The sequence below is a fragment of the Curtobacterium sp. MCBD17_003 genome, assembly GCF_003234885.2.
Lineage (GTDB): Bacteria > Actinomycetota > Actinomycetes > Actinomycetales > Microbacteriaceae > Curtobacterium.
Genome location: NZ_CP126275.1, coordinates 3,327,355 through 3,345,173 on the forward strand (window position 1 = coordinate 3,327,355; position 17,819 = coordinate 3,345,173).

The following is a 17,819-nucleotide window of genomic DNA, read 5'->3' on the forward strand; positions in this document are numbered from 1 at the left end:
GCGCGACGCACCCGTCCGCTCCATGCTGGCGCATGTCGGGTCCGACGGTCAGGAGGCGAGCGCCCCGATCTCGGCGACGGTCGCGGCGATCCGGTCCGCGAAGTCCGGATCGGTGGTGCTGCCGCCCTGGTGGACGGCCTCGAGCAGCGCTCCGAGCACGAGGGTCACCGCGAGTCGAGCGGTCCGTTCGGGCACGCGACCGGCGGCGATCGCGACGAGGTCCTTCCGCAGGTCCGCCATCCACTTGAGCACGGCCGGCATGAGCTCGGGCTGCTCGGTGATGAGGTCCTTCATGACAGCCTTCTCGTGCGGTGAGGCGCCGGTCTCGGCGACGACGTGCGCGACGAGAGCGCAGAGGTCGGACACGAGGGCGTCGGGTTCCCCAGCGGCGAACCGTGCCCGCTGGGCATCGTCGATCCGGAGGTCCGGCAGCCCGAGTGCGGCGGCGGACTTCGACGGGAAGTAGTTGAAGAACGTGCGGGTCGAGACACCGGCTTCGGCGCAGATCGCGTCGATCGTCACGCCATGGAGGCCGTGCTCGGCGGTCAGGCGGCGTGCTGCGTCCTGGATGTGCCCGCGGGTCTGCCGCTTCTTGCGGGCCCGGAGCGTGGATGACTCGGGGTCGACGCCCGCGATGTCGATCGCGGCCGTGTCGAGCGTGGCGCTGGTGTCCACGTCGTCTCCGTCCTGGTGGTCGTGGTCGTCCGGCAGCGGTCGCGCCGGATCCGTGCGGCGCCGCCCCCGTCCTGTCGGACGGCGACGGCGCCGCGGTCCTGCCCTACTTGGAGACCGGGATCGATCCGGTCGCGGGGGCGGTCAACGAGCCGGTGAGGTCGGCCGCGCGCACGGCCTCCACCTCGAGGTCGTCGGCCGTCTGGTCCTTGTCGGCCTGCTCCTGCAGTGCGGACCGCTGCCGCAGCGGCGGCACCTTGAAGAACCAGCTGAGGACGAACGCGAGCAGGATCACGCCGAGGCCGACCCAGTAGATCGACACGGCCGAGGCGTTGAAGCCGGTCATGAAGGGCTTGGTGAGCCGCGCGTCCGCGCCGTTGAGGTACGACGTGTCGCTCGTCTCGCTCGCGGAACTGCTCGAGCCCGACGTGCCCTTCCGCAACTGCTTCGCGATGGCCGGTGCGACCTCGTTCACGACGTGCTTCCGCTGACTGGCATCGCTGTAGTCGATCGTCAGCCGACCGTTCGACACCGAGGCGTGCGCCTGCTTCGCGGCAGCCGCCAGGGCCTGCTGCTCGGCGGCCGGTTCGGCGGCGGCGACCTGCTGCTGGATGACGGTCTGCGCGGCCGCTGCCGGGACGGTGCCGGCGGTGACCTGCTGCTGGACGGCGGCCGTCACCTGCTGGGTGACGGCCTTGTCCGCGGCGGCCTTGGCGGCGGTCGTCCCCTGGTCGAGCGCGTCCTGGAGCTTGCTCCTGATCGGGGTGACGATCGGGGTCCAGATCTGCTTCATCACGCCCTTGTTCTCCGACGCGTTCGCGACCGAGGGGGTCAGGGCGGCGTTCAGGCCACTCGACAGGTCCGTCTTGTCCGACATCGCGGTCACGATGTTCGTCGGCATGAGGGAGAACAGCACCGACAGGAGCACGGCCGTGCCGAGCGTTCCACCGATCTGCCGGAAGAACGTCGCCGAGCTCGTGGCGACACCCATGTCCCGGGGCTCGACCGAGTTCTGGCTGGCGAGCGTGATGGTCTGCATGAGCTGGCCGAGGCCGAGACCGATGAAGAACATGCCGATCATGAGGAACCAGAGCGGCTTGTCGATCGTCATGAACGTCAGGACGACGAAGCCGACGGCGGTGAACGCGGTGCCGGTGACCGGGAAAATCCGGTACCTGCCGGTGCGGGACACGATCTGGCCGGACACGATCGACGCGATCATGAGGCCACCGATCATCGGCAGCGTGGCGAAGCCGGACGCCGTCGGGGACAGCCCGGTGACGATCTGCAGGTACAACGGGATGGTCAGCATGGCGCCGAACATCGCGAACCCGACGAGGAAGCCCATGACGGTCGCCATCGAGAACACGCCCGAGCGGAACAGCTTGAGCGGGATGATCGCGTCGTCCTTCATGAGGGTCTCGACGACCAGGAACCCGACCAGTCCGGCGACGCCCACGGCGTAGCAGGTGATCGCGCCGGCGGAACCCCAGCCCCAGTCGCGGCCCTCCTCGGCGATGAGCAGGAGCGGCGCGAGGGTCACGATGACCGAGGTGGCACCCCACCAGTCGATCCGCGGCGTGCGCTTCTCGCCGGTCTTCGGCAGGTGCAGGAACGCGATGACCATGAGCAACGCCGCGATGCCGATCGGGACGTTCACCAGGAACACCCAGCGCCAGCCCGTGATGAACAGGATCTGCGCGGCACCCGAGAACAGACCACCGACGAGCGGGCCGATGACCGACGAGATGCCGAACACGGCCAGGAAGTACCCCTGGTACTTCGCGCGCTCACGGGGCGCGAGGATGTCGCCCATGATCGCGAGGGGCAGCGACATGAGCGCGCCCGCACCGATGCCCTGGAACGCGCGGAACGCGGCGAGCATGAGCATCGAGGTCGAGAAGGACGACAGCAGCGACCCGACGACGAACACCGAGATGCCGAAGATGTACAGCGGGCGGCGCCCGAACAGGTCCGAGAGCTTGCCGTAGATCGGCGTGGTGATCGTCGAGGTGATGAGGTACGCGGTGGTCACCCACGCCTGCTCGTTGAGACCGTGCAGGTCGTCACCGATGGTGCGGATGGCGGTCCCGACGATCGTCTGGTCGAGGGACGAGAGGAACATGCCGGCCATGAGGCCGTAGATGACGAGCAGGATCTGGCGGTGGCTCATGATCGGCGAGCCCGATGCGGGCGCCGATCCTGGAGCACTGCGCCGGACCTGCGCGGGAGCGGAGGCGGTTGACATTGCGGTCCTTCGGATGGGTGTGGAGATGCGTGCGTCGCCTGCAGGGAGCCGACCTCGTCGGGGTGCCGACGGCGGCATACAACCTTGCAGTGCATGCAACTTTACACCTGCCGCAGCTTTGCACAACCCGCAATAGTGCAAGCACTGCACCCCGCGTTCGCGGGCCGCGACGGACGGGAGGCGGGACCCGCGTGCTCGACGCAGGTCCCGCCTCCCGGGTTGGTGATGCGGGCGCCCCTCAGGCGCGAGCGGACGCGGTCAGGCGCGGTGCTCCGGGTGCTCGTGGTGGGCGACCGCCGGAGCGGCGTCCTCGACCACCGGCGCCGCGTGGTGGCCGTGCTCCGCGTGGGTGTCGTCCCCGCGGGAGGGCATGCCCCGCTCGAGCTTCGCACCCTCGACGTCGACGTCCGGCACGATCCGGTCGAGCCACTTCGGGAACCACCAGGCCGCGCGCCCGAGCAGGTGCATGGACGCCGGGATGAGCAGCAGGCGGACGATGAACGCGTCCACGAGCACCCCGAACGCCAGCCCGAACCCGATCGGTCGGATCGTCGAGGACTCCGAGAAGATGAAGCCCGAGAACACCGAGATCATGATGATCGCCGCCGCCGTGACGACCGCCCGGCCCGCGTGGACGCCCCGCTGCACCGCGATCTTCGCCGGGGCTCCGTGGGCGTACGCCTCGCGCATGCCCGACACGAGGAACAACTGGTAGTCCATCGCGAGCCCGAACAGCACGCCCACCTCGATCACCGGCAGGAAGCTCAGGATCGGTGCCGGGTCGTGCACACCGAACACCTGGCCGAGCCAGCCCCACTGGTAGATCGCGGTCAGGCCGCCGAACGCCGCCAGGAGCGAGAGCACGAAGCCGGCGGTCGCGGTGAGCGGCACGAGGAACGACCGGAACACGATGATGAGGATGATGAGCGAGAGTCCGACGACCACCACGAGGTAGAGCGGCAGGACGTCCGCGAGCTTCTCGGAGACGTCGATGTTCGCACTCGCGTTGCCGGCGACACCGAGGTGTACGTTCCCCCCGTCGGCCTTGACCGGCGACAGGCCGCGGAGGTCGTGCACGAGGTTCTCCGTGGACACGCTCGAGGGTCCGCCCGTGGGCTGCACCTGGAACGCGATGACGGTCCCGTCCGACGACGCCCCGATCGGTGCGACGGCGTGCACGTGACCCTGGTCGGCGATCTTCTGCCCGATCGCGACCTCCTGCCGGAGCAGGTCGTTCCCGGTCGCCTTGTGCGGCAGGTCGGCGACGACGAGGATCGGGCCGTTCTGACCGGCACCGAACTCGCGCTCGAGCACCTTGTACGCCTTGTACTGACTCGAGTCGGTGGCCTCGGCGGCACCCGTCGGGAGCCCGAGGCGCATGTGCATGGCGGGCAGGGCGACGACCCCGAGCACCGCGACGCCGGCCACGAGGGTGACGATCGCGCGCCAGGTCGCCATGGGCTTGTTCGGGATCCGCACCGAGCCGGTGCGCCCGATCGCCGCGCGCTCCTTCCGACGGAGGATGCGGAAGCCGACGAGGCTCAGCATCGCGGGCGTGAAGCTGATGGCCACGAGGATCGCGACCGCCACCGCGACGGCGCCGACCGTGCCCATGAGCCCGAGGAACGGGATGCCGGTGATGTTGAGCGCGAGGAGCGCGACGATCACCGTCGACCCCGCGAACACGACCGCGTTGCCCGAGGTGCCGTTCGCCAGACCGATCGACTGATGCAGCTCCATGCCCTGCTTCAGCTGGGACCGGTGCCGGTTGAGGATGAACAGCGAGTAGTCGATGCCGACGGCCAGGCCGAGCATCACCCCGAGTACCGGCGTCACCGAGATGAACTCGACGAGGCCCGAGAACGACATCGCACCGAGCGTGGCGACGCCCACCCCGAGGATCGCGCTGACGAGCGGCAGCGCGGCGCCGATGACCGTGCCGAGCATGACGAGCAGCACGATCGCGGCGATGACGATGCCGACGACCTCACCGGGGCCGAGGATGCTCGGAACACCCTGCGCGATGTCGTTCGACGGGTAGACCCGCACGCCGTCGATGCCGGCGTGCTCCGACTTGTCGACGATCTTGTTCTTCAGTGTCTGCGGCACCGCGATCGTCGCCTTCTGGAACGACACCGTGCCCACCGCGGCACTGCCGTTCGACGACACGAAGCGGATGTTCTTCGACAGGTCGAGCAACTGCGAACTCAGGTCGAGCTTCGTCGCGTTCTGCTGGAGCTTCTTCCGGTTCGCGTCGACCTTCTGCTGGTTGGTCGCCAGCGTCGCCTTGCTCGCGTCGAGTTTCTGCTGGTTCGCGTCGATCTGCGCCTGGCCGGCCGTGAGCTGTGCCTGCACCGCCGCGAGCTGACCGGCAGCCTGGGCCTGCGCCTTCTGTTGGTCGAGCTGCTGCTGTGCGGCGTCGATCTGCTGCTGTCCCGCGGCGAGCTGCTTCTGGCCCGCGTCGATCTGCGCCTGCGCGTCGGCGAGCTGCTGCTTGCCCGTGACGATCTTCTGCTTGCCGTCCTGCACCTGCTGGCGCTGGTCGGCCAGCTGCTGCTGCGTCGTGAACGGGTTCGTGGTCGCCCGGACGCCCTTGTACCCGTCGATCGTCGACAGGAACGACTTGATACCGGACTTCTGGTCGGCCGTGAACGCGTCACCGCTCGTCGTCTGGAAGACGATCGTGCCGCTGCCCCCGCTGGCGGACTTGAACTTCTTGGCGAGCTCGTCGGTCACCTTGCTCGTCGCGGTCCCCGGGATGGTGATCGAGGACGAGATCGTCCCGGCGAACAGGCTGTACCCGACCCCGGCGAGCGCCAGGATCACGATCCAGGCGACGACGACGGACCAGTGTCGGCGCGCGGCGAAGCGTCCGAGGCGGTAGAGGAGACCGGCCATGCTGGTGCCCCGTTCCTTTCTGTGCGGTGGTGGTGCTGCTGGGATCGGGGTACGCCGGTGGACCCCTCGTGGTCAGTGCTGGGGCATGTAGCCGCTGCGGACGCTGTCGATGAGTCGGCCGAGCAACGCGTCCCACTGTGCGCGGCCGTCGCCGTCAGTGCTCGCACCCGTGCGGAGGACCCAGTGCTTCGAGATCACGACGACGCCGTTCATGAGCGAGGTCACGAGGAGTTCGGCGTCGAGGGGGTCGGCCGACGGGTTGCGGCGACGGACCTCGTCGACGAGGACGGCGGTCGACCGGTCGAAGGCCTCGTCGATGAGCAGACGGCCGCGGCGGTCCTCCTCGGGCGGCTCACCGAGCACGCGCACGATCGACGAGATCGCGGTCGGCAGGTCCGCGACGCGTAACCACTCGGCGATCTCGTCGAACATGGAGGCCCGGTCGCCGTTGCCGACGGGCGTCGCGGTGGCCGTCGCCACGAAGTCGTCGAGGACGACGGTGAGCAGCTCGCCGCAGAGCGTGAGGACGACCTCGTCGATCGACGAGAAGTGGTTGAACACCGTGCGGCGCGCGACGTCGGCTCGGGCGGCGAGCTCGTCGACGCTGAACCGGGGGCCGCCCCGTTCGGCGGTCAGTGCGCGAGCAGCGTCGAGGATCGCCGCCCGGTGCCGGGCCTTGAGCACGGCCCGTCGGTCGATGCTGGTCCCCGTGGTCACTCCGGAGACACTAGGTGCACCGATGCACGGAGTGCAACGACGTCCATCCGACACTCAGGTCCGTGACCTCCGGGTGAGCCGCGTCACAGGCGAACCATCTGGTCGCGCTTACCCCCAGGGGGTACCCTGTCATCATGATGATCCTGGAGGCGATCGGTGCCGCCCTGACGGCGGCCGGGACGATGGCGTGGACGATCCTCTGGCCCCTCGTGCTCGGGTTCGCCCTGTCGGGTGTGATCCAGGCCGCGGTCAGGACCGAACGCATCACCCGGCTCATGCACGACGACTCCCCGCGTGCCATCGCGGTGGCGACGGGGTTCGGAGCACTGTCCTCCTCGTGCTCCTACGCGGCGGTCGCGCTCGCCCGGGCACTGTTCCGGAAGGGCGCGAGCCTCACCGCGGCGATCGCGTTCGAGGTGGCGTCGACGAACCTCGTCGTCGAGCTCGGCCTCGTCCTCGCGTTCGTCATGGGATGGCAGTTCACCCTCGCCGAGTTCATCGGCGGCCCCGTCATGATCGTGCTCGTCGCGCTCGGCTTCCGACTCTGGATGCGGGGTCGCATCGTCGACGCCGCACGGGAGCAGGCCGACCGGGGCCTCGCCGGCTCGATGGAGGGGCACGCGGCGATGGACATGTCGGTCGCCGGAGACCAGGGGTTCTGGCGACGCCTGTTCTCCCGACCGGGCATCACGTCGGTGTCCCAGTACTTCGTCATGGACTGGGCCGCCGTGCTCCGGGACATCGTCATCGGGCTCCTCATCGCGGGGGCGTTCGAGGCCTGGGTCCCGAGGGCATGGCTGCAGGCGGTGTTCCTGCACGGTGACCCGACGGTCGCGTTCTTCCTCGACCCGCTCATCGGACCGGTCATCGCCATGGTCAGCTTCGTGTGCTCGGTCGGGAACGTCCCGCTCGCGGCGGTGCTCTGGAACGGCGGGATCAGCTTCGGCGGCGTCGTGAGCTTCGTCTTCGCCGACCTGCTCATCATCCCGATCATCGTGATCTACCGGAAGTACTACGGCTGGGCGGCCGCCCTCCGGATCACCGGCGTCCTCTACGGCGCCATGGTCCTCGCCGGGTACGTCGTCGAGCTCGTCTTCACGCCGCTCGGCCTCGTCCCCACCGGTCGGCACCTGGCGATCGCCGAGACCGGGATCACGTGGAACTACACCACCTGGTTGGACATCCTGTTCCTGGTCGTGGCGGCGGTCCTGCTCGTCGTCTTCGTCCGCAGCGGCTCGTGGTCGATGCTGCGGATGATGGGCGGCGGCCCGGACGACGGGAGCCACGCGCACGAGCACCACGAAACGAACGAGCACGAGCACGAGCATGGGCATGGGCATGGGCACGAGCACGGGCACGGGCACGGGCACGACGAAGCGCACGCGCACCACGACGTGGGCGGGCACCACCCGCACCACTGACCGCCCGTCAGCGGTACAGCGTCTCGCGCGGGTACTCCCCGAAGGCCGCTGCGTACGCCCCCGAGAACCGGCCGAGGTGCACGAAGCCCCAACGGCGTGCGACGTCGCCGACGGACACGTCCTCGGGGTGCTGCTCGAGCAGTTCGGCCCGCACCCGCTCCAGGCGCACCTGCCGCAGGTACCGCGTGGGCGACGTGGCCAGGGCACGCTCGAACGCCTGCTGCAGGGAGCGGGAGCTCACGTTCGCCGCCGCGGCGACGTCCGTGAGCGTGATCGGCAGATGGGCGTTCGCGTGGATGAACTCGACGGCCGTGCGGACCCGTCGGTGGCGCGGGAGCAGCAGCTCGGGCGGCAGGGAGGTCGCCTCGTGCGGGAACGTCGACAGGAGCGACACCGCGGCGAGGCGGTTCACCTCGCTCCGCAGCAGGGCACTGGCGTCCCCGCTCGCGCCCACGGCGTTCACCGTCCGCACCGCCGCCGTCCACCGCTGGAGCGCGTGGTCCTCGAGTCGGCCACCGTGTCGGAACCGCAGGGGCCCGCCGTCGTGGCCCTCGACCTCCGCCGCGACCCGCTCGAGGTACCGGCCGTCGAGGTGGACGAGGTTCTGCTTGTAGTCGGCGAACGCGAATCGGTTCTGGCCACCGGTGGTGAACAGGACGGGCTGCCCGGGTTCGAGCGGCGTGAGGTCGCCGGTCCCCTCGAGGTCCATCGCGCCGGTCCCCGCGGTGATCCACGTGACCACGTACTCGCCCTGCACCTGGACGGTGCCTTCGACCGACCCCGTGAACCGGTTCCCCCGCAGCGTGACGTCGTCGTCCCCGGCGATCGTGTATCGGTACCCGAACTCGCGCTCGGTCGGCTCGATGTGGAACTGCCGTCCGTTGTACGCGGCCTCGTACATGGCACGGGCATCGTCGATGTCCTGCCCGGCGACCACTGAGCGTCGCACCACGTCCTCTGCCATCATCCAAGGATCGCAGCCGTGGCGCCCGGACGCCGGGGTTGACAGAGAATTGCGCGTCTGGGACACGCGGGCGCGCCCGGGCGCAGCCGGCCTGCGGCATCCTGAGGGCATGACCGACGGCTCCCCCACCCCCGCCGACGAGCACGACGGCCCCGAGCGAGCGGCGGACGTCACGACCGCTCGGCGGGCCGTCGTCCGCCAGGGCGTCTCGGTCGCCGTCGCGACCGGACTGTACGGCGTGAGCTTCGGCGCACTGAGCGTGGCGAGCGGCCTCAGCGTCGTGCAGACCTGCCTGCTGTCGCTCCTCCTGTTCAGCGGCGGGTCGCAGTTCGCGCTCGTCGGGATCCTCGGCGGCGGCGGCACCGCGGGGGCGGCGATCGCGGCCGCCTCCCTGCTCGGCATCCGGAACGCGCTCTACGGGCTCCAACTCGGTCCGACGATGCTCCCCCGCGGGTGGCGTCGCATCGTGGTCCCCCAGCTCACGATCGACGAGTCCACGGCGGTCGCGGTCGCGCAGTCCTCGCGGCCGCTCGGTCGCCTGGGGTTCTGGGTGACCGGCCTCGGCGTGTACATCGGATGGAACGTCATGACGCTCCTCGGGGCCCTCGCGGGGTCCGCGCTCGGCGATCCGAAGCGCTACGGGCTCGACGCCGCCGCCTCGGCCGCGTTCATCGCACTCCTCTGGCCGCGGCTGCGGGCACGGCAACCGGTCGCCATCGCGATCGTCGCCGGGATCGTGACGACCGCACTCATCCCGGTGATCCCACAGGGCCTCCCGGTCCTCGCCGCCGCGTGCGTGGGCGCGGTGATCGCGTGGTGGTGGCCCGACCGGTGGCGGCCCTCCCGGCCGGATGCGACCGGGGCCGCGTCGTGACCGCGTGGATCGCGGTCATCGTGGCGTCGGCGATCGCGTACGGGTTCAAGTTCTCCGGCTACACCGTCCCCCCGGCCGTGCTCGAGGAGCCCCGGGTCGCCCGCATCAGCGAGATGCTCCCGGCCGCCCTGCTCGCCTCGCTCGTCGTCCTGCAGACGTTCTCGACCGCGACGCACCTGGTGCTCGACGCGCGCGCGGCCGGGCTCGTCGTGGCGATCGTCGCGCTCGTGCTGCGGGCGCCGTTCATCGTCGTGGTCGCGCTGGCCGCCGTGACCGCCGCGGTACTGCGGGCGCTCGGCTGGTCCTGAAGCGGGGTCTGCTCGCGCCATGTGCTCACGCGGACGACAACGGGACATGGGGGCGCATCCGCACTCGTCGTCGGCGTGCGCAGGATCGACGGAGGGGCGCAGACCGGCCCCTTGCATCCTCCGATGGAGATCGCGAGCTGCGTCCCTCCGCCCGTCGAGGCCGGGCACCCGCCATTCCTACCGTCGGGATGTGGTCGAACCGCGGCCACCTGACCGACGGAGGCACCATGACCACCATCAGCGCACCGGGGACGGACCGCAGGAGCACGAGGCCCGCTCCGGGCGGGCTCCGCGGCGTCGTCGCCCGCAACTCGCTCCGCACGTTCGCCGTGCTCGCCCTCGGGACGAGCTGGCTGGTGTGGCTGCCCTACATCCTGTCGCCCCACGGTCTCGGGGTGTGGGACCTCCACTTCCCCGAGGTCCTCGGCACCGCGCAGCTGTCGGGTGTCCTGCCGGGCGCACTCCTCGGACCGGTCACCGCGGCGTTCGTCGTGACGGCCGCGGCGGACGGTCGTGCGGGCCTCCGGGTGTGGGCCGGCCGGCTGTGGCGGTGGCGGGTCCGGTGGCAGTGGTACGTGACGGTGCTGCTCGGCGTTCCGGTGCTCATCGTGCTGTCGGGGCTGCCGTTCGCCGGCGGGGTCGTCCACGCACCCTCCGCGCTGGCGTTGGCGGCCTACGTGCCGGCGCTGCTCCTCCAGGTCGTGACGACCGGACTGGCGGAGGAGCCGGGCTGGCGGGACTTCGCCCTGCCGCGCCTCCAGGGCCGGTTCGGCCCGATGCGGGCCGCGCTCGTGCTCGGGCCGCTCTGGGGGCTGTGGCACCTGCCGCTGTTCCTGACGGACTGGGGTGGATGGCCGACCGCGCACTGGACGCAGCCGCTCGTGTTCGTGGGGTTCTGCATGGCGTTCACCGTCGTGATGTCGTGGGTGTTCAACCGGTCGGGTGAGAGCCTGCCGCTCGCGGTGCTCCTCCACGTCAGCGTCAACACCACGGCGTCGGTCCTGTGGAGCGACATGTTCCCGGGCATCGGTGCCGAGACGATGCTGCTCGCGCTGCTCATCACCTCGACCATCGGCGCGGTCGTCATCGTGGTCGCGACGCGGGGCCGGCTCGGCTACCGCGGTCCTGTCGCCGGCACGGCCGGGAGGCCCGGCACCGGTCCGGCGGAGGACCCCGCCTCCGCCGTCGTGGCCGGCACCGCACCCGCTGCTGCCCCGACGCCCTCCGCGTCGCCACTCGTAGACTCGAGCGATGGTCACCGCTGAGGCCCGCCCGCGGGTGCGGCGGGTGGACGTCCTGGTCGCCGCGGCCGACGCGGTCGCGGCGATCGCGCTCCTGCTCGGCGCACCCGCGATGGCGGCGGGGGATCCGGACTCGGCCCAGATCCAGTTCGCCTCGCCCGCCGACCCGTCCTGGTGGGTCGTCGCCGCCGTGCTCACGGCCCAGGCGTGCGTGCTGCTGTGGGCGCGGAACCGACCGCGGACGACGCTCGTGGCCGTCGCGGTGCTCGCAGCCGTCCTCGTGCTGGTGGCCCCGTCCGTGCTGCACGGTCTGTCGACGCTCGCGGTGATGGTGGCGGTCGTGCTCGCGGTGCTCCGGCAGCCCCTCGCGTGGCTGTGGCCCGCCCTCGTCACAGCGGCGGTGGGCGTCGGGATCGAGGAGGCCGTCTGGCAGCTCACCGGCTACGGCGCGACACCGGTGCAGGCGATCACGCAGGGGCTGGGCCAGGCGGGAGCCGTGATCGGCCTGCCACTGCTCGTGACCCTGGTCGTCCGGTCGCGCCTGGACGTCCGCGCGGCGCGGGCGCGCGAGCGGGACGCGGTCGTCCGCGAGCGGGACGCGGTCGTCCGGGAGCAGGACGCCGTGCTCCGGGAGCGGGACGCGGTGGTCCGCGAGCAGGACGCGCGCGTCGAGGCGGCCGTATCCCGGGAGCGAGCCGCCATGGCGCGGGAGCTCCACGACATCGCCGCGCACCACCTGTCCGGGATCGCGCTCATGGCCGCCGTGATCGACCGGCAGATCGACAGCGACCCCGAGCGTGCCCACGCCGCCGTCCGCCAGGTCCGGGAGCAGAGCACGGCGGTGCTCGACGACCTCCGGCGGCTCGTCGGGCTGCTCCGCGACGACACCCTGGCCGAGCGGTCCGTCGAGACCCTGGCGGCGGTCCCGGACCTCGTCGCGCGGGCGCAGCGGCACGGGCGGGTCACGCTGCGGGTGCTGCGGGGCGAGCCCGAGGCCAGCCCCTCGGTCGGCTCGGACGTCGGTCCGCTCGCGCAGCTCGCGGCGTACCGAACCGTCCAGGAGGCCCTGGCGAACGCCGCCCTGCACGCCCCGGGTGCCGCCACCACCGTCGAGCTCGACGACCGCGAGCACACCCACGTCACCGTCGTCGTGCGGAACGGACCGGCACGCGAGGCCGCACCACGGTCCTCCTCGGGCGGTCACGGGCTCGTCGGCATGCGCGAACGAGCCGACCTCGTCGGCGCCGACCTGCGGTACGGTCCCACGGAGGACGGCGGGTGGGAGGTCCGCCTCGTCGTCCCGCGGGCGGCGAGCGGTCCTGACGCCCCGGCCGTCGGAGCGGAGGTGCCGTCGTGATCCGGGTCCTCGTCGCGGACGACCAGCCCCTCGTCCGCGCCGGTCTGTCCGCGTTGCTCGACGCCGAACCCGACATCGCGGTCGTCGCCGTCGCGACGGACGGTGGCGAGGCACTCGCCCTCGCACGGTCGGAGCACCCGGACGTCGCGTGCCTCGACATCCGCATGCCCGTCGTGGACGGCATCGAGGTCGCACGGGCCCTGTGCGGTCCCGAGGCGGATCCCCCGATCCCGGTCCTCATGCTGACGACGTTCGACCTCGACGACTACGTGTTCGGCGCGCTCGAGGCCGGTGCGTCGGGCTTCCTGCTCAAAGACGCGGACCCCGACACCATCGTCGCCGCCGTCCGGCAGGTGGCCGCCGGCAACGGCACGCTCGACCAGGCGCTCACCCGCCGGGTGCTGCGCGAGTTCGTCGAACGGCGCGCGCTCCAGCCCGTGACACGCGGGCGAGGGACCGAGCTGCTGACCGAGCGGGAGCGCGACGTGCTCATGCTCCTGGCGCAGGGCATGTCGAACGAGGAAATCGCGGCCGCGCTCGTCGTCGAGGTCTCGACGGTGAAGTCCCACTTGGCCCGGATGCTGCCGAAGCTCGGCGTGCGATCGCGGCTGCAGGCCGTCGTCTGGGCGTACCAGAACCGCGTCGTGACGGTGCCCGACGCGGAGCGGTGACCGGAGCAGGACGCACCAGTGTGCGGCTGCGGGACCCAGGATCCACGAAGACGCGCGCGGGATCGATCAGGTCGGACCGACTTCGCGCGGACGGCGGTCGCCGACGTCGGGGAACGCGTACCGTCCGGCCGAGAAGGGCACGTCACCCCTTCGAAAGGACACATCATGAACCACGCCCTGTGGGTCACCCTCGCCATCATCGGCATCATCCTGCTGCTGATCGGCGCGTTCGTCGCGACCCTGAAGTTCCTGATCACGGTCGGGATCATCGTCCTGGTCGTCGCCGCGATCCTGCTCGTCATCCGACTCGTGCGGGGCGGCGCGTCGCGGGTCTAGGCAGTCGGCCGGAGACCGGGCCCCGCCAGCTCCTCCACCGTCCCGCTCACCCGGACGCGACCCGTCGCGGGGACCTCGACGGTGATGCGTGAGGGGTGTCCGGTCTCCGCACCCTGCTCGACGGTGAGCACCGCCGGGACCGCCACGTGGCCGCCGTCCCGCAGGTAGGCACCGAGCGCGGCGGCAGCCGACCCCGTGGCCGGGTCCTCGCGGACACCGCCGCGCGGGAACGGGTGACGGCTCACGAACCGCGTGGCGTCGACCCGGTGCACGACCGCGATCGTGCCGTCCCATCCCTCCCGGTCCTGCAGGCGGAGCACCGCGTCGCCGTCGTGGTCGAGCCGGGCGAGGACGCCGTCGCGGACGGGCACGAGCGGGTGCGGGTTGCCCCCGGACAGGAACGCCGGTGGCAGCGCCGGGTCGAGGTCCGTCGACGACAGACGGAGCGCGTCGAGCAGCTCGCCGAGCACCGCGTCGGGGAGCGGTGCGACGGTCGTCGCGACGGCGGTGAGGGTGGCGCCGTCCGGACGGACCGCGACCGGCACGACGCCGGCGTTCGTGGTCAGGTCGACCACGCCCGCGGCGCCGTTCCGCGCCAGCGCCACGCCCGACGCGATGGTCGCGTGGCCGCAGAACGCGATCTCCGCCCGCGGCGTGAAGTAGCGGATCCGCGCCGAGTTGGGCGTCACGGCGGTGAGGAACGCGGTCTCACTGTGTCCGAGCTCGCCGGCGATCGCGAGCATGTCCGCGTCGGTCAACGTCTCGGCGTGCAGCACGACCCCCGCCGGATTGCCGGACCGCGGGTCGTCGCTCGTCGTCGTGAAGGCGCGGAACTGCAGCGTCCTGGGTGCCGTGCTCATGCCGTATGTCTACCGGGCCCGGCGAGCGGGGCGCGACAGGCACCCTGAAGTGCCTACTTCCGCTCTCTCACGGGCGCTCCTACCGTGGAATCGGGCCGACTCGTCGCGCCCGTGCACTCCTCCGTCCGAAAGGCTCCCATGTCCCGCATCTCCGTCATCGGCGGCACCGGCTACGCAGGATCGGCGATCGTCGCCGAGGCTGCGTCCCGTGGTCACGAGGTCACCTCGCTCAGCCGTTCGCTCCCGACCGACCAGGTCCCGGGTGTCCGGTACGTGCAGGGCGACGCCTCGGACGAAGCCGTCCTCACCCCGGTCATCGAGGACGCCGACGTCGTCGTCGCCGCGCTCGCCCCACGCGGCGACCTCACCGACACCTTCCGGGAGGTCAACCGCACCATCGCGCGACGGGCCGCGTCCGCCGGTGCTCGGCTGTTCGTGGTCGGCGGGTTCTCGTCGCTCCGTCCCGCGCCCGGGGCGCCCCGCTACGTCGAGGACCTCAGCGCCGTCCCGGCCGAGCTGCACCACGAGGTCCAGAGCGGCGCGGCCCTCGTCCTCGAGGACCTCCCCGCCGCCCCCGAGGCGCTCGACTGGGTGTTCGTCAGCCCGCCCCTCCAGTTCGGCTCCTTCGCCCCCGGCGAGCGCACCGGCTCGTACCGGGTCGGCACCGACGTCGCCGTGGTCGCCGAGGGCGGCGCGATCTCCGCGCAGGACTACGCCATCGGGTTCGTCGACCAGATCGAGCGGACGGACCTGCACCGCACGCAGGTGAACCTCGCCAACTGACGCCGGCCACGCCTGGCATCCGGCGGCGCTCGGCGTCCCATTGAACTCGGCGGAAGCGCGTCGTCGCCGGGCCGTGCATCGGACGGGAGGCGCTGCACCCGCGGCCCCACCGTGTTGCACACCTCGCGTCCGGTCGAACACCGGGATCGCGGTGTTCGACCGGACGACCGGTGTTCGACGACCACGACGACGTCACCACGAGCACGCCGTGCTGCCGCCGGGGCTCAGCGCGCGCCGTACGCCCGCATGAAGGCGTGCACACCGTCGGCCATCGTCCTGCGGGTCGCGTCCGTGGACAGCTGATCCGGGAACCGGATGTTCATGGCCAGCAGGGTGGTCAGGGCGTTGAAGTGGTCGGCCGCCAAGAACGCGTCGTCCACGTCGAGCAGACCGACGTCCGCGAAGTGTGCGATCCGCTCGGCGAGCGCCGCTTCCGGTGCCGAGTTGAGGGGGTGGTGCGCGAGCTCGGGGAGGACCGCGCGGTTGTCACCGATGAGCTTGATGGTGCTCCCGTAGTCGGCAGAGCCGAGCATGGTCTCGCCGATCTGCACGGCGAACCCGACGAGCGCGCGTTCGAGCGCGGCCTGGTCGGCGATGGGAGCGTCATCGGCCAGGTGGTCCGCGATGGCCCGCCGGAGCGTCTCGACGAGCGACTCCCCCGCAGCCACGACGACACCGAGGAGGAGCCCGCGTTTGTCGCCGTAGTAGTCGTACACGGTCCGCTTCGAGACGCTCGCGCGCGCGGCGACGGCGTCCATGCTCGTGCGCTCGACACCGTCCAGGACGAAGAGGTCCCGCGCTGCCGCGAGGATCGCGCTCCGTTTGTGCGCCTGCCCGGCACGGATGGTCTTCGATGTCGATTTCGACGTCGGGTCCTGAGGGGTCGCGGCAGCCACCACGCCACATTACACCGACGGGTGTACTTCCTACACTGCACAGTGTAGTTTACGCGGTATGACCACTTCCCTCACGGCTCCGGCCGTTCCCGGCCCGGTCACGGACCGGCGGCTCACCCTGATCAGCCTCGTGCTCGTCCTCGGCGCCCTGACGACGCTGCTCGACACGACCATCGTCAACATCGCGCTCGACCACTTGCACCGGACGTTCCACGAGTCGGTCGCCCGCACGCAGTGGGTCGCGACCGCGTACCTCCTGGCCTTCGTGTCGGTGATCCCGGTGTCCGGCTGGGTGTCCGAACGCCTCGGTGCCCGCACCGCGTGGATCGTCGCGGTCGCGACCTTCATGGTCGGTTCCCTGCTCTGCGGACTCGCGTGGTCCCTCCCGTCACTCGTCGTGTTCCGGGTGCTGCAGGGCGTCGGGGGCGGTCTGGTGCTCCCGGTGACGATCACGATCCTGACCCGCGCGGCCGGCCGCGAGCGCATCGGCCGCGCCATCGCCACCATCGGGCTCATCGGGCAGCTCGCGCCGATCCTCGGACCGATCATCGGTGGGTCCATCGTGCAATCCGTCAGCTGGCACTGGCTGTTCTTCGTCAACATCCCGATCTGCCTGGCCGCTCTCGTGCTCGGCCCGCTGTTCCTGCCGTCCGCACCCGCGCAGCGCGGGAGCCGGTTCGACGTGCTCGGGTTCGTGCTCCTCACCCCCGCGGTCGCGCTCATCGCGTACGGCGTCAGCCGGCTCACCGGGGACCACGGGTTCGCCGCGACCGACGTCTGGCTCCCGCTCGGAACCGGAGGCGCGCTCCTGGTCGGCTTCGTCGCCTCCGCACTCCGTAACCGGACCCATGCGCTCGTCGACGTCCGCGTCTTCGCACGTCGGAGCTTCGGCCTGTCGAGCGTCATCACGTTCGTCGGCGGCTTCTCGATGTACGCCCTGATGTTCCTCCTGCCGCTGTTCTACCAACAGGTCCGCGGTGCTTCCGTCCTGCACACCGGCCTGCTGCTCATCCCGCAGGGCCTCGGCACGATGCTCTTCATCGTGCTCAGCCGCCGACTCACTGCGAAGCTCGACGGCCGCCTGGTCGTCGGCGGTGGCGTGGTGCTCCTCATGCTCGGGATCGTCCCCTTCGCCCTCGCCGGCGTCGATGGTCACTCCGTCCTGCTGCTCGTCGCGCAGTTCGTCCAGGGTGTCGGGATGGGCGCCGCGTCCCTCCCGGTGATGACCCTGGCGTTCGCGAGCCTGAGCCACGACGAGACCCCGCGCGGCAGTGCCGCCTTCAGCATCGTGCAGCGCGTCGGGGCGCCCTTCGGCGTCACCGTGGTCGCGGTGGTCCTCGAGCACTTCCTGGCTTCCGCGGGGTCGCCGGCCGCCGCGGCCGGTGCCTTCGGGGCGACGTTCTGGTGGGTGCTCGGGCTCAGTGCGGTGCCGTTGGTGCTGGCTGCGTTCCTCCCGAGGGCGTCGCGCTGACCGTGGTGCACTCCGCAACGCCCCTGTTCAGCGCGCTGGCGGTCGCGAAGCCGCTCGTGCGGATCGCGTGGACCAGCCGGCGGACGTCCGGGACGCTCCGGT

General features: G+C 71.2%; 16 protein-coding genes. 9 read left to right on the forward strand and 7 right to left on the reverse strand.

What is annotated here, in order from left to right:
* Window positions 1-48: 48 nt before the first annotated feature.
* The 4 genes from DEI88_RS15810 to DEI88_RS15825 form a co-directional block, all read right to left on the reverse strand.
* Entirely contained in the window at window positions 49-675 is a 627-nt protein-coding gene (locus DEI88_RS15810; protein ID WP_258368646.1) for a TetR/AcrR family transcriptional regulator, read from the reverse strand.
* 103 nt (window positions 676-778) lie between these two features.
* Window positions 779-2,920 (reverse strand): MDR family MFS transporter, encoded by a 2,142-nt coding sequence (locus DEI88_RS15815; protein ID WP_181435085.1) that lies wholly within the window; start codon window positions 2,918-2,920, stop codon window positions 779-781.
* Window positions 2,921-3,178: 258 nt separating this feature from the next.
* Entirely contained in the window at window positions 3,179-5,818 is a 2,640-nt protein-coding gene (locus DEI88_RS15820) for an MMPL family transporter (protein WP_111071958.1), read from the reverse strand.
* A 72-nt stretch (window positions 5,819-5,890) separates the two neighbouring features.
* Window positions 5,891-6,535 (reverse strand): TetR/AcrR family transcriptional regulator, encoded by a 645-nt coding sequence (locus tag DEI88_RS15825; RefSeq protein ID WP_181435084.1) that lies wholly within the window; start codon window positions 6,533-6,535, stop codon window positions 5,891-5,893.
* Between the two features lie 134 nt (window positions 6,536-6,669).
* Here DEI88_RS15825 and DEI88_RS15830 point away from each other — a divergent pair, with 134 nt between their 5' ends.
* Window positions 6,670-7,956 carry a permease gene (locus DEI88_RS15830; protein ID WP_111071959.1) on the forward strand — a complete coding sequence of 429 codons (1,287 nt, stop codon included), beginning with the start codon at window positions 6,670-6,672 and terminating at the stop codon, window positions 7,954-7,956.
* Between the two features lie 7 nt (window positions 7,957-7,963).
* Here the strand turns inward: DEI88_RS15830 and DEI88_RS15835 are convergent, their stop codons facing one another.
* Complete coding sequence (locus DEI88_RS15835; protein ID WP_181441216.1) at window positions 7,964-8,920, reverse strand: helix-turn-helix transcriptional regulator; 957 nt, start codon at window positions 8,918-8,920, stop codon at window positions 7,964-7,966.
* Between the two features lie 109 nt (window positions 8,921-9,029).
* On the opposite strand from DEI88_RS15835, the gene DEI88_RS15840 reads away from it, so the two are divergent.
* The 6 genes from DEI88_RS15840 to DEI88_RS15865 all read left to right on the forward strand — a co-directional run bounded on the left by DEI88_RS15840 (window position 9,030) and on the right by DEI88_RS15865 (window position 13,707).
* Window positions 9,030-9,794, forward strand: a complete 765-nt coding sequence (locus DEI88_RS15840; RefSeq protein WP_111071961.1) for an AzlC family ABC transporter permease — start codon at window positions 9,030-9,032, stop codon at window positions 9,792-9,794.
* Window positions 9,791-10,102, forward strand: a complete 312-nt coding sequence (locus tag DEI88_RS15845) for an AzlD domain-containing protein (protein ID WP_111014148.1) — start codon at window positions 9,791-9,793, stop codon at window positions 10,100-10,102. The genes DEI88_RS15840 and DEI88_RS15845 overlap by 4 nt, the downstream gene beginning before the upstream one ends.
* 227 nt (window positions 10,103-10,329) lie before the next feature.
* Window positions 10,330-11,367, forward strand: a complete 1,038-nt coding sequence (locus DEI88_RS15850) for a type II CAAX endopeptidase family protein (RefSeq protein WP_111072040.1) — start codon at window positions 10,330-10,332, stop codon at window positions 11,365-11,367.
* On the forward strand, window positions 11,354-12,700 hold the full coding sequence (locus tag DEI88_RS15855; RefSeq protein ID WP_111071962.1) for a sensor histidine kinase: 1,347 nt from the start codon (window positions 11,354-11,356) through the stop codon (window positions 12,698-12,700). Before DEI88_RS15850 ends, DEI88_RS15855 begins: the two co-directional genes overlap by 14 nt.
* Window positions 12,697-13,371: a response regulator gene (locus DEI88_RS15860; RefSeq protein ID WP_111071963.1), complete on the forward strand. Its 675-nt coding sequence runs from the start codon at window positions 12,697-12,699 to the stop codon at window positions 13,369-13,371. Before DEI88_RS15855 ends, DEI88_RS15860 begins: the two co-directional genes overlap by 4 nt.
* Window positions 13,372-13,536: 165 nt before the next feature.
* The gene (locus tag DEI88_RS15865; RefSeq protein ID WP_181434976.1) at window positions 13,537-13,707 is read left to right on the forward strand and encodes a hypothetical protein; all 171 of its coding nucleotides are present in this window, start codon (window positions 13,537-13,539) and stop codon (window positions 13,705-13,707) included.
* On the opposite strand, the gene DEI88_RS15870 is transcribed toward DEI88_RS15865, so the two are convergent.
* Window positions 13,704-14,567 (reverse strand): PhzF family phenazine biosynthesis protein, encoded by an 864-nt coding sequence (locus DEI88_RS15870; RefSeq protein ID WP_111035794.1) that lies wholly within the window; start codon window positions 14,565-14,567, stop codon window positions 13,704-13,706. The two genes, DEI88_RS15865 and DEI88_RS15870, sit on opposite strands and share 4 nt — an antisense overlap.
* Window positions 14,568-14,705: 138 nt before the next feature.
* On the opposite strand from DEI88_RS15870, the gene DEI88_RS15875 reads away from it, so the two are divergent.
* Window positions 14,706-15,350, forward strand: coding sequence for an NAD(P)-dependent oxidoreductase (locus tag DEI88_RS15875; RefSeq protein WP_111035793.1), 645 nt, complete (start codon window positions 14,706-14,708; stop codon window positions 15,348-15,350).
* A 224-nt stretch (window positions 15,351-15,574) separates the two neighbouring features.
* Here DEI88_RS15875 and DEI88_RS15880 read toward each other — a convergent pair whose 3' ends face one another.
* The gene (locus DEI88_RS15880) at window positions 15,575-16,246 is read right to left on the reverse strand and encodes a TetR/AcrR family transcriptional regulator (RefSeq protein ID WP_111035829.1); all 672 of its coding nucleotides are present in this window, start codon (window positions 16,244-16,246) and stop codon (window positions 15,575-15,577) included.
* Between the two features lie 58 nt (window positions 16,247-16,304).
* Between DEI88_RS15880 and DEI88_RS15885 the strand changes: the two genes are divergently transcribed.
* Window positions 16,305-17,717 (forward strand): MDR family MFS transporter, encoded by a 1,413-nt coding sequence (locus tag DEI88_RS15885; RefSeq protein ID WP_111035792.1) that lies wholly within the window; start codon window positions 16,305-16,307, stop codon window positions 17,715-17,717.
* Window positions 17,718-17,819 lie beyond the last annotated feature (102 nt).

Bases quoted from the DNA above. Each gene is read 5' to 3' on its own strand.
- DEI88_RS15815 (WP_181435085.1), bottom strand. From the start codon at position 2,920: ATGTCAACCGCCTCCGCTCCCGCGCAGGTCCGGCGCAGTGCTCCAGGA.
- DEI88_RS15820 (WP_111071958.1), bottom strand. From the start codon at position 5,818: ATGGCCGGTCTCCTCTACCGCCTCGGACGCTTCGCCGCGCGCCGACAC.
- DEI88_RS15830 (WP_111071959.1), top strand. From the start codon at position 6,670: ATGATGATCCTGGAGGCGATCGGTGCCGCCCTGACGGCGGCCGGGACG.
- DEI88_RS15835 (WP_181441216.1), bottom strand. From the start codon at position 8,920: ATGGCAGAGGACGTGGTGCGACGCTCAGTGGTCGCCGGGCAGGACATC.
- DEI88_RS15840 (WP_111071961.1), top strand. From the start codon at position 9,030: ATGACCGACGGCTCCCCCACCCCCGCCGACGAGCACGACGGCCCCGAG.
- DEI88_RS15850 (WP_111072040.1), top strand. From the start codon at position 10,330: ATGACCACCATCAGCGCACCGGGGACGGACCGCAGGAGCACGAGGCCC.
- DEI88_RS15855 (WP_111071962.1), top strand. From the start codon at position 11,354: ATGGTCACCGCTGAGGCCCGCCCGCGGGTGCGGCGGGTGGACGTCCTG.
- DEI88_RS15865 (WP_181434976.1), top strand. From the start codon at position 13,537: ATGAACCACGCCCTGTGGGTCACCCTCGCCATCATCGGCATCATCCTG.
- DEI88_RS15870 (WP_111035794.1), bottom strand. From the start codon at position 14,567: ATGAGCACGGCACCCAGGACGCTGCAGTTCCGCGCCTTCACGACGACG.
- DEI88_RS15875 (WP_111035793.1), top strand. From the start codon at position 14,706: ATGTCCCGCATCTCCGTCATCGGCGGCACCGGCTACGCAGGATCGGCG.
- DEI88_RS15885 (WP_111035792.1), top strand. From the start codon at position 16,305: ATGACCACTTCCCTCACGGCTCCGGCCGTTCCCGGCCCGGTCACGGAC.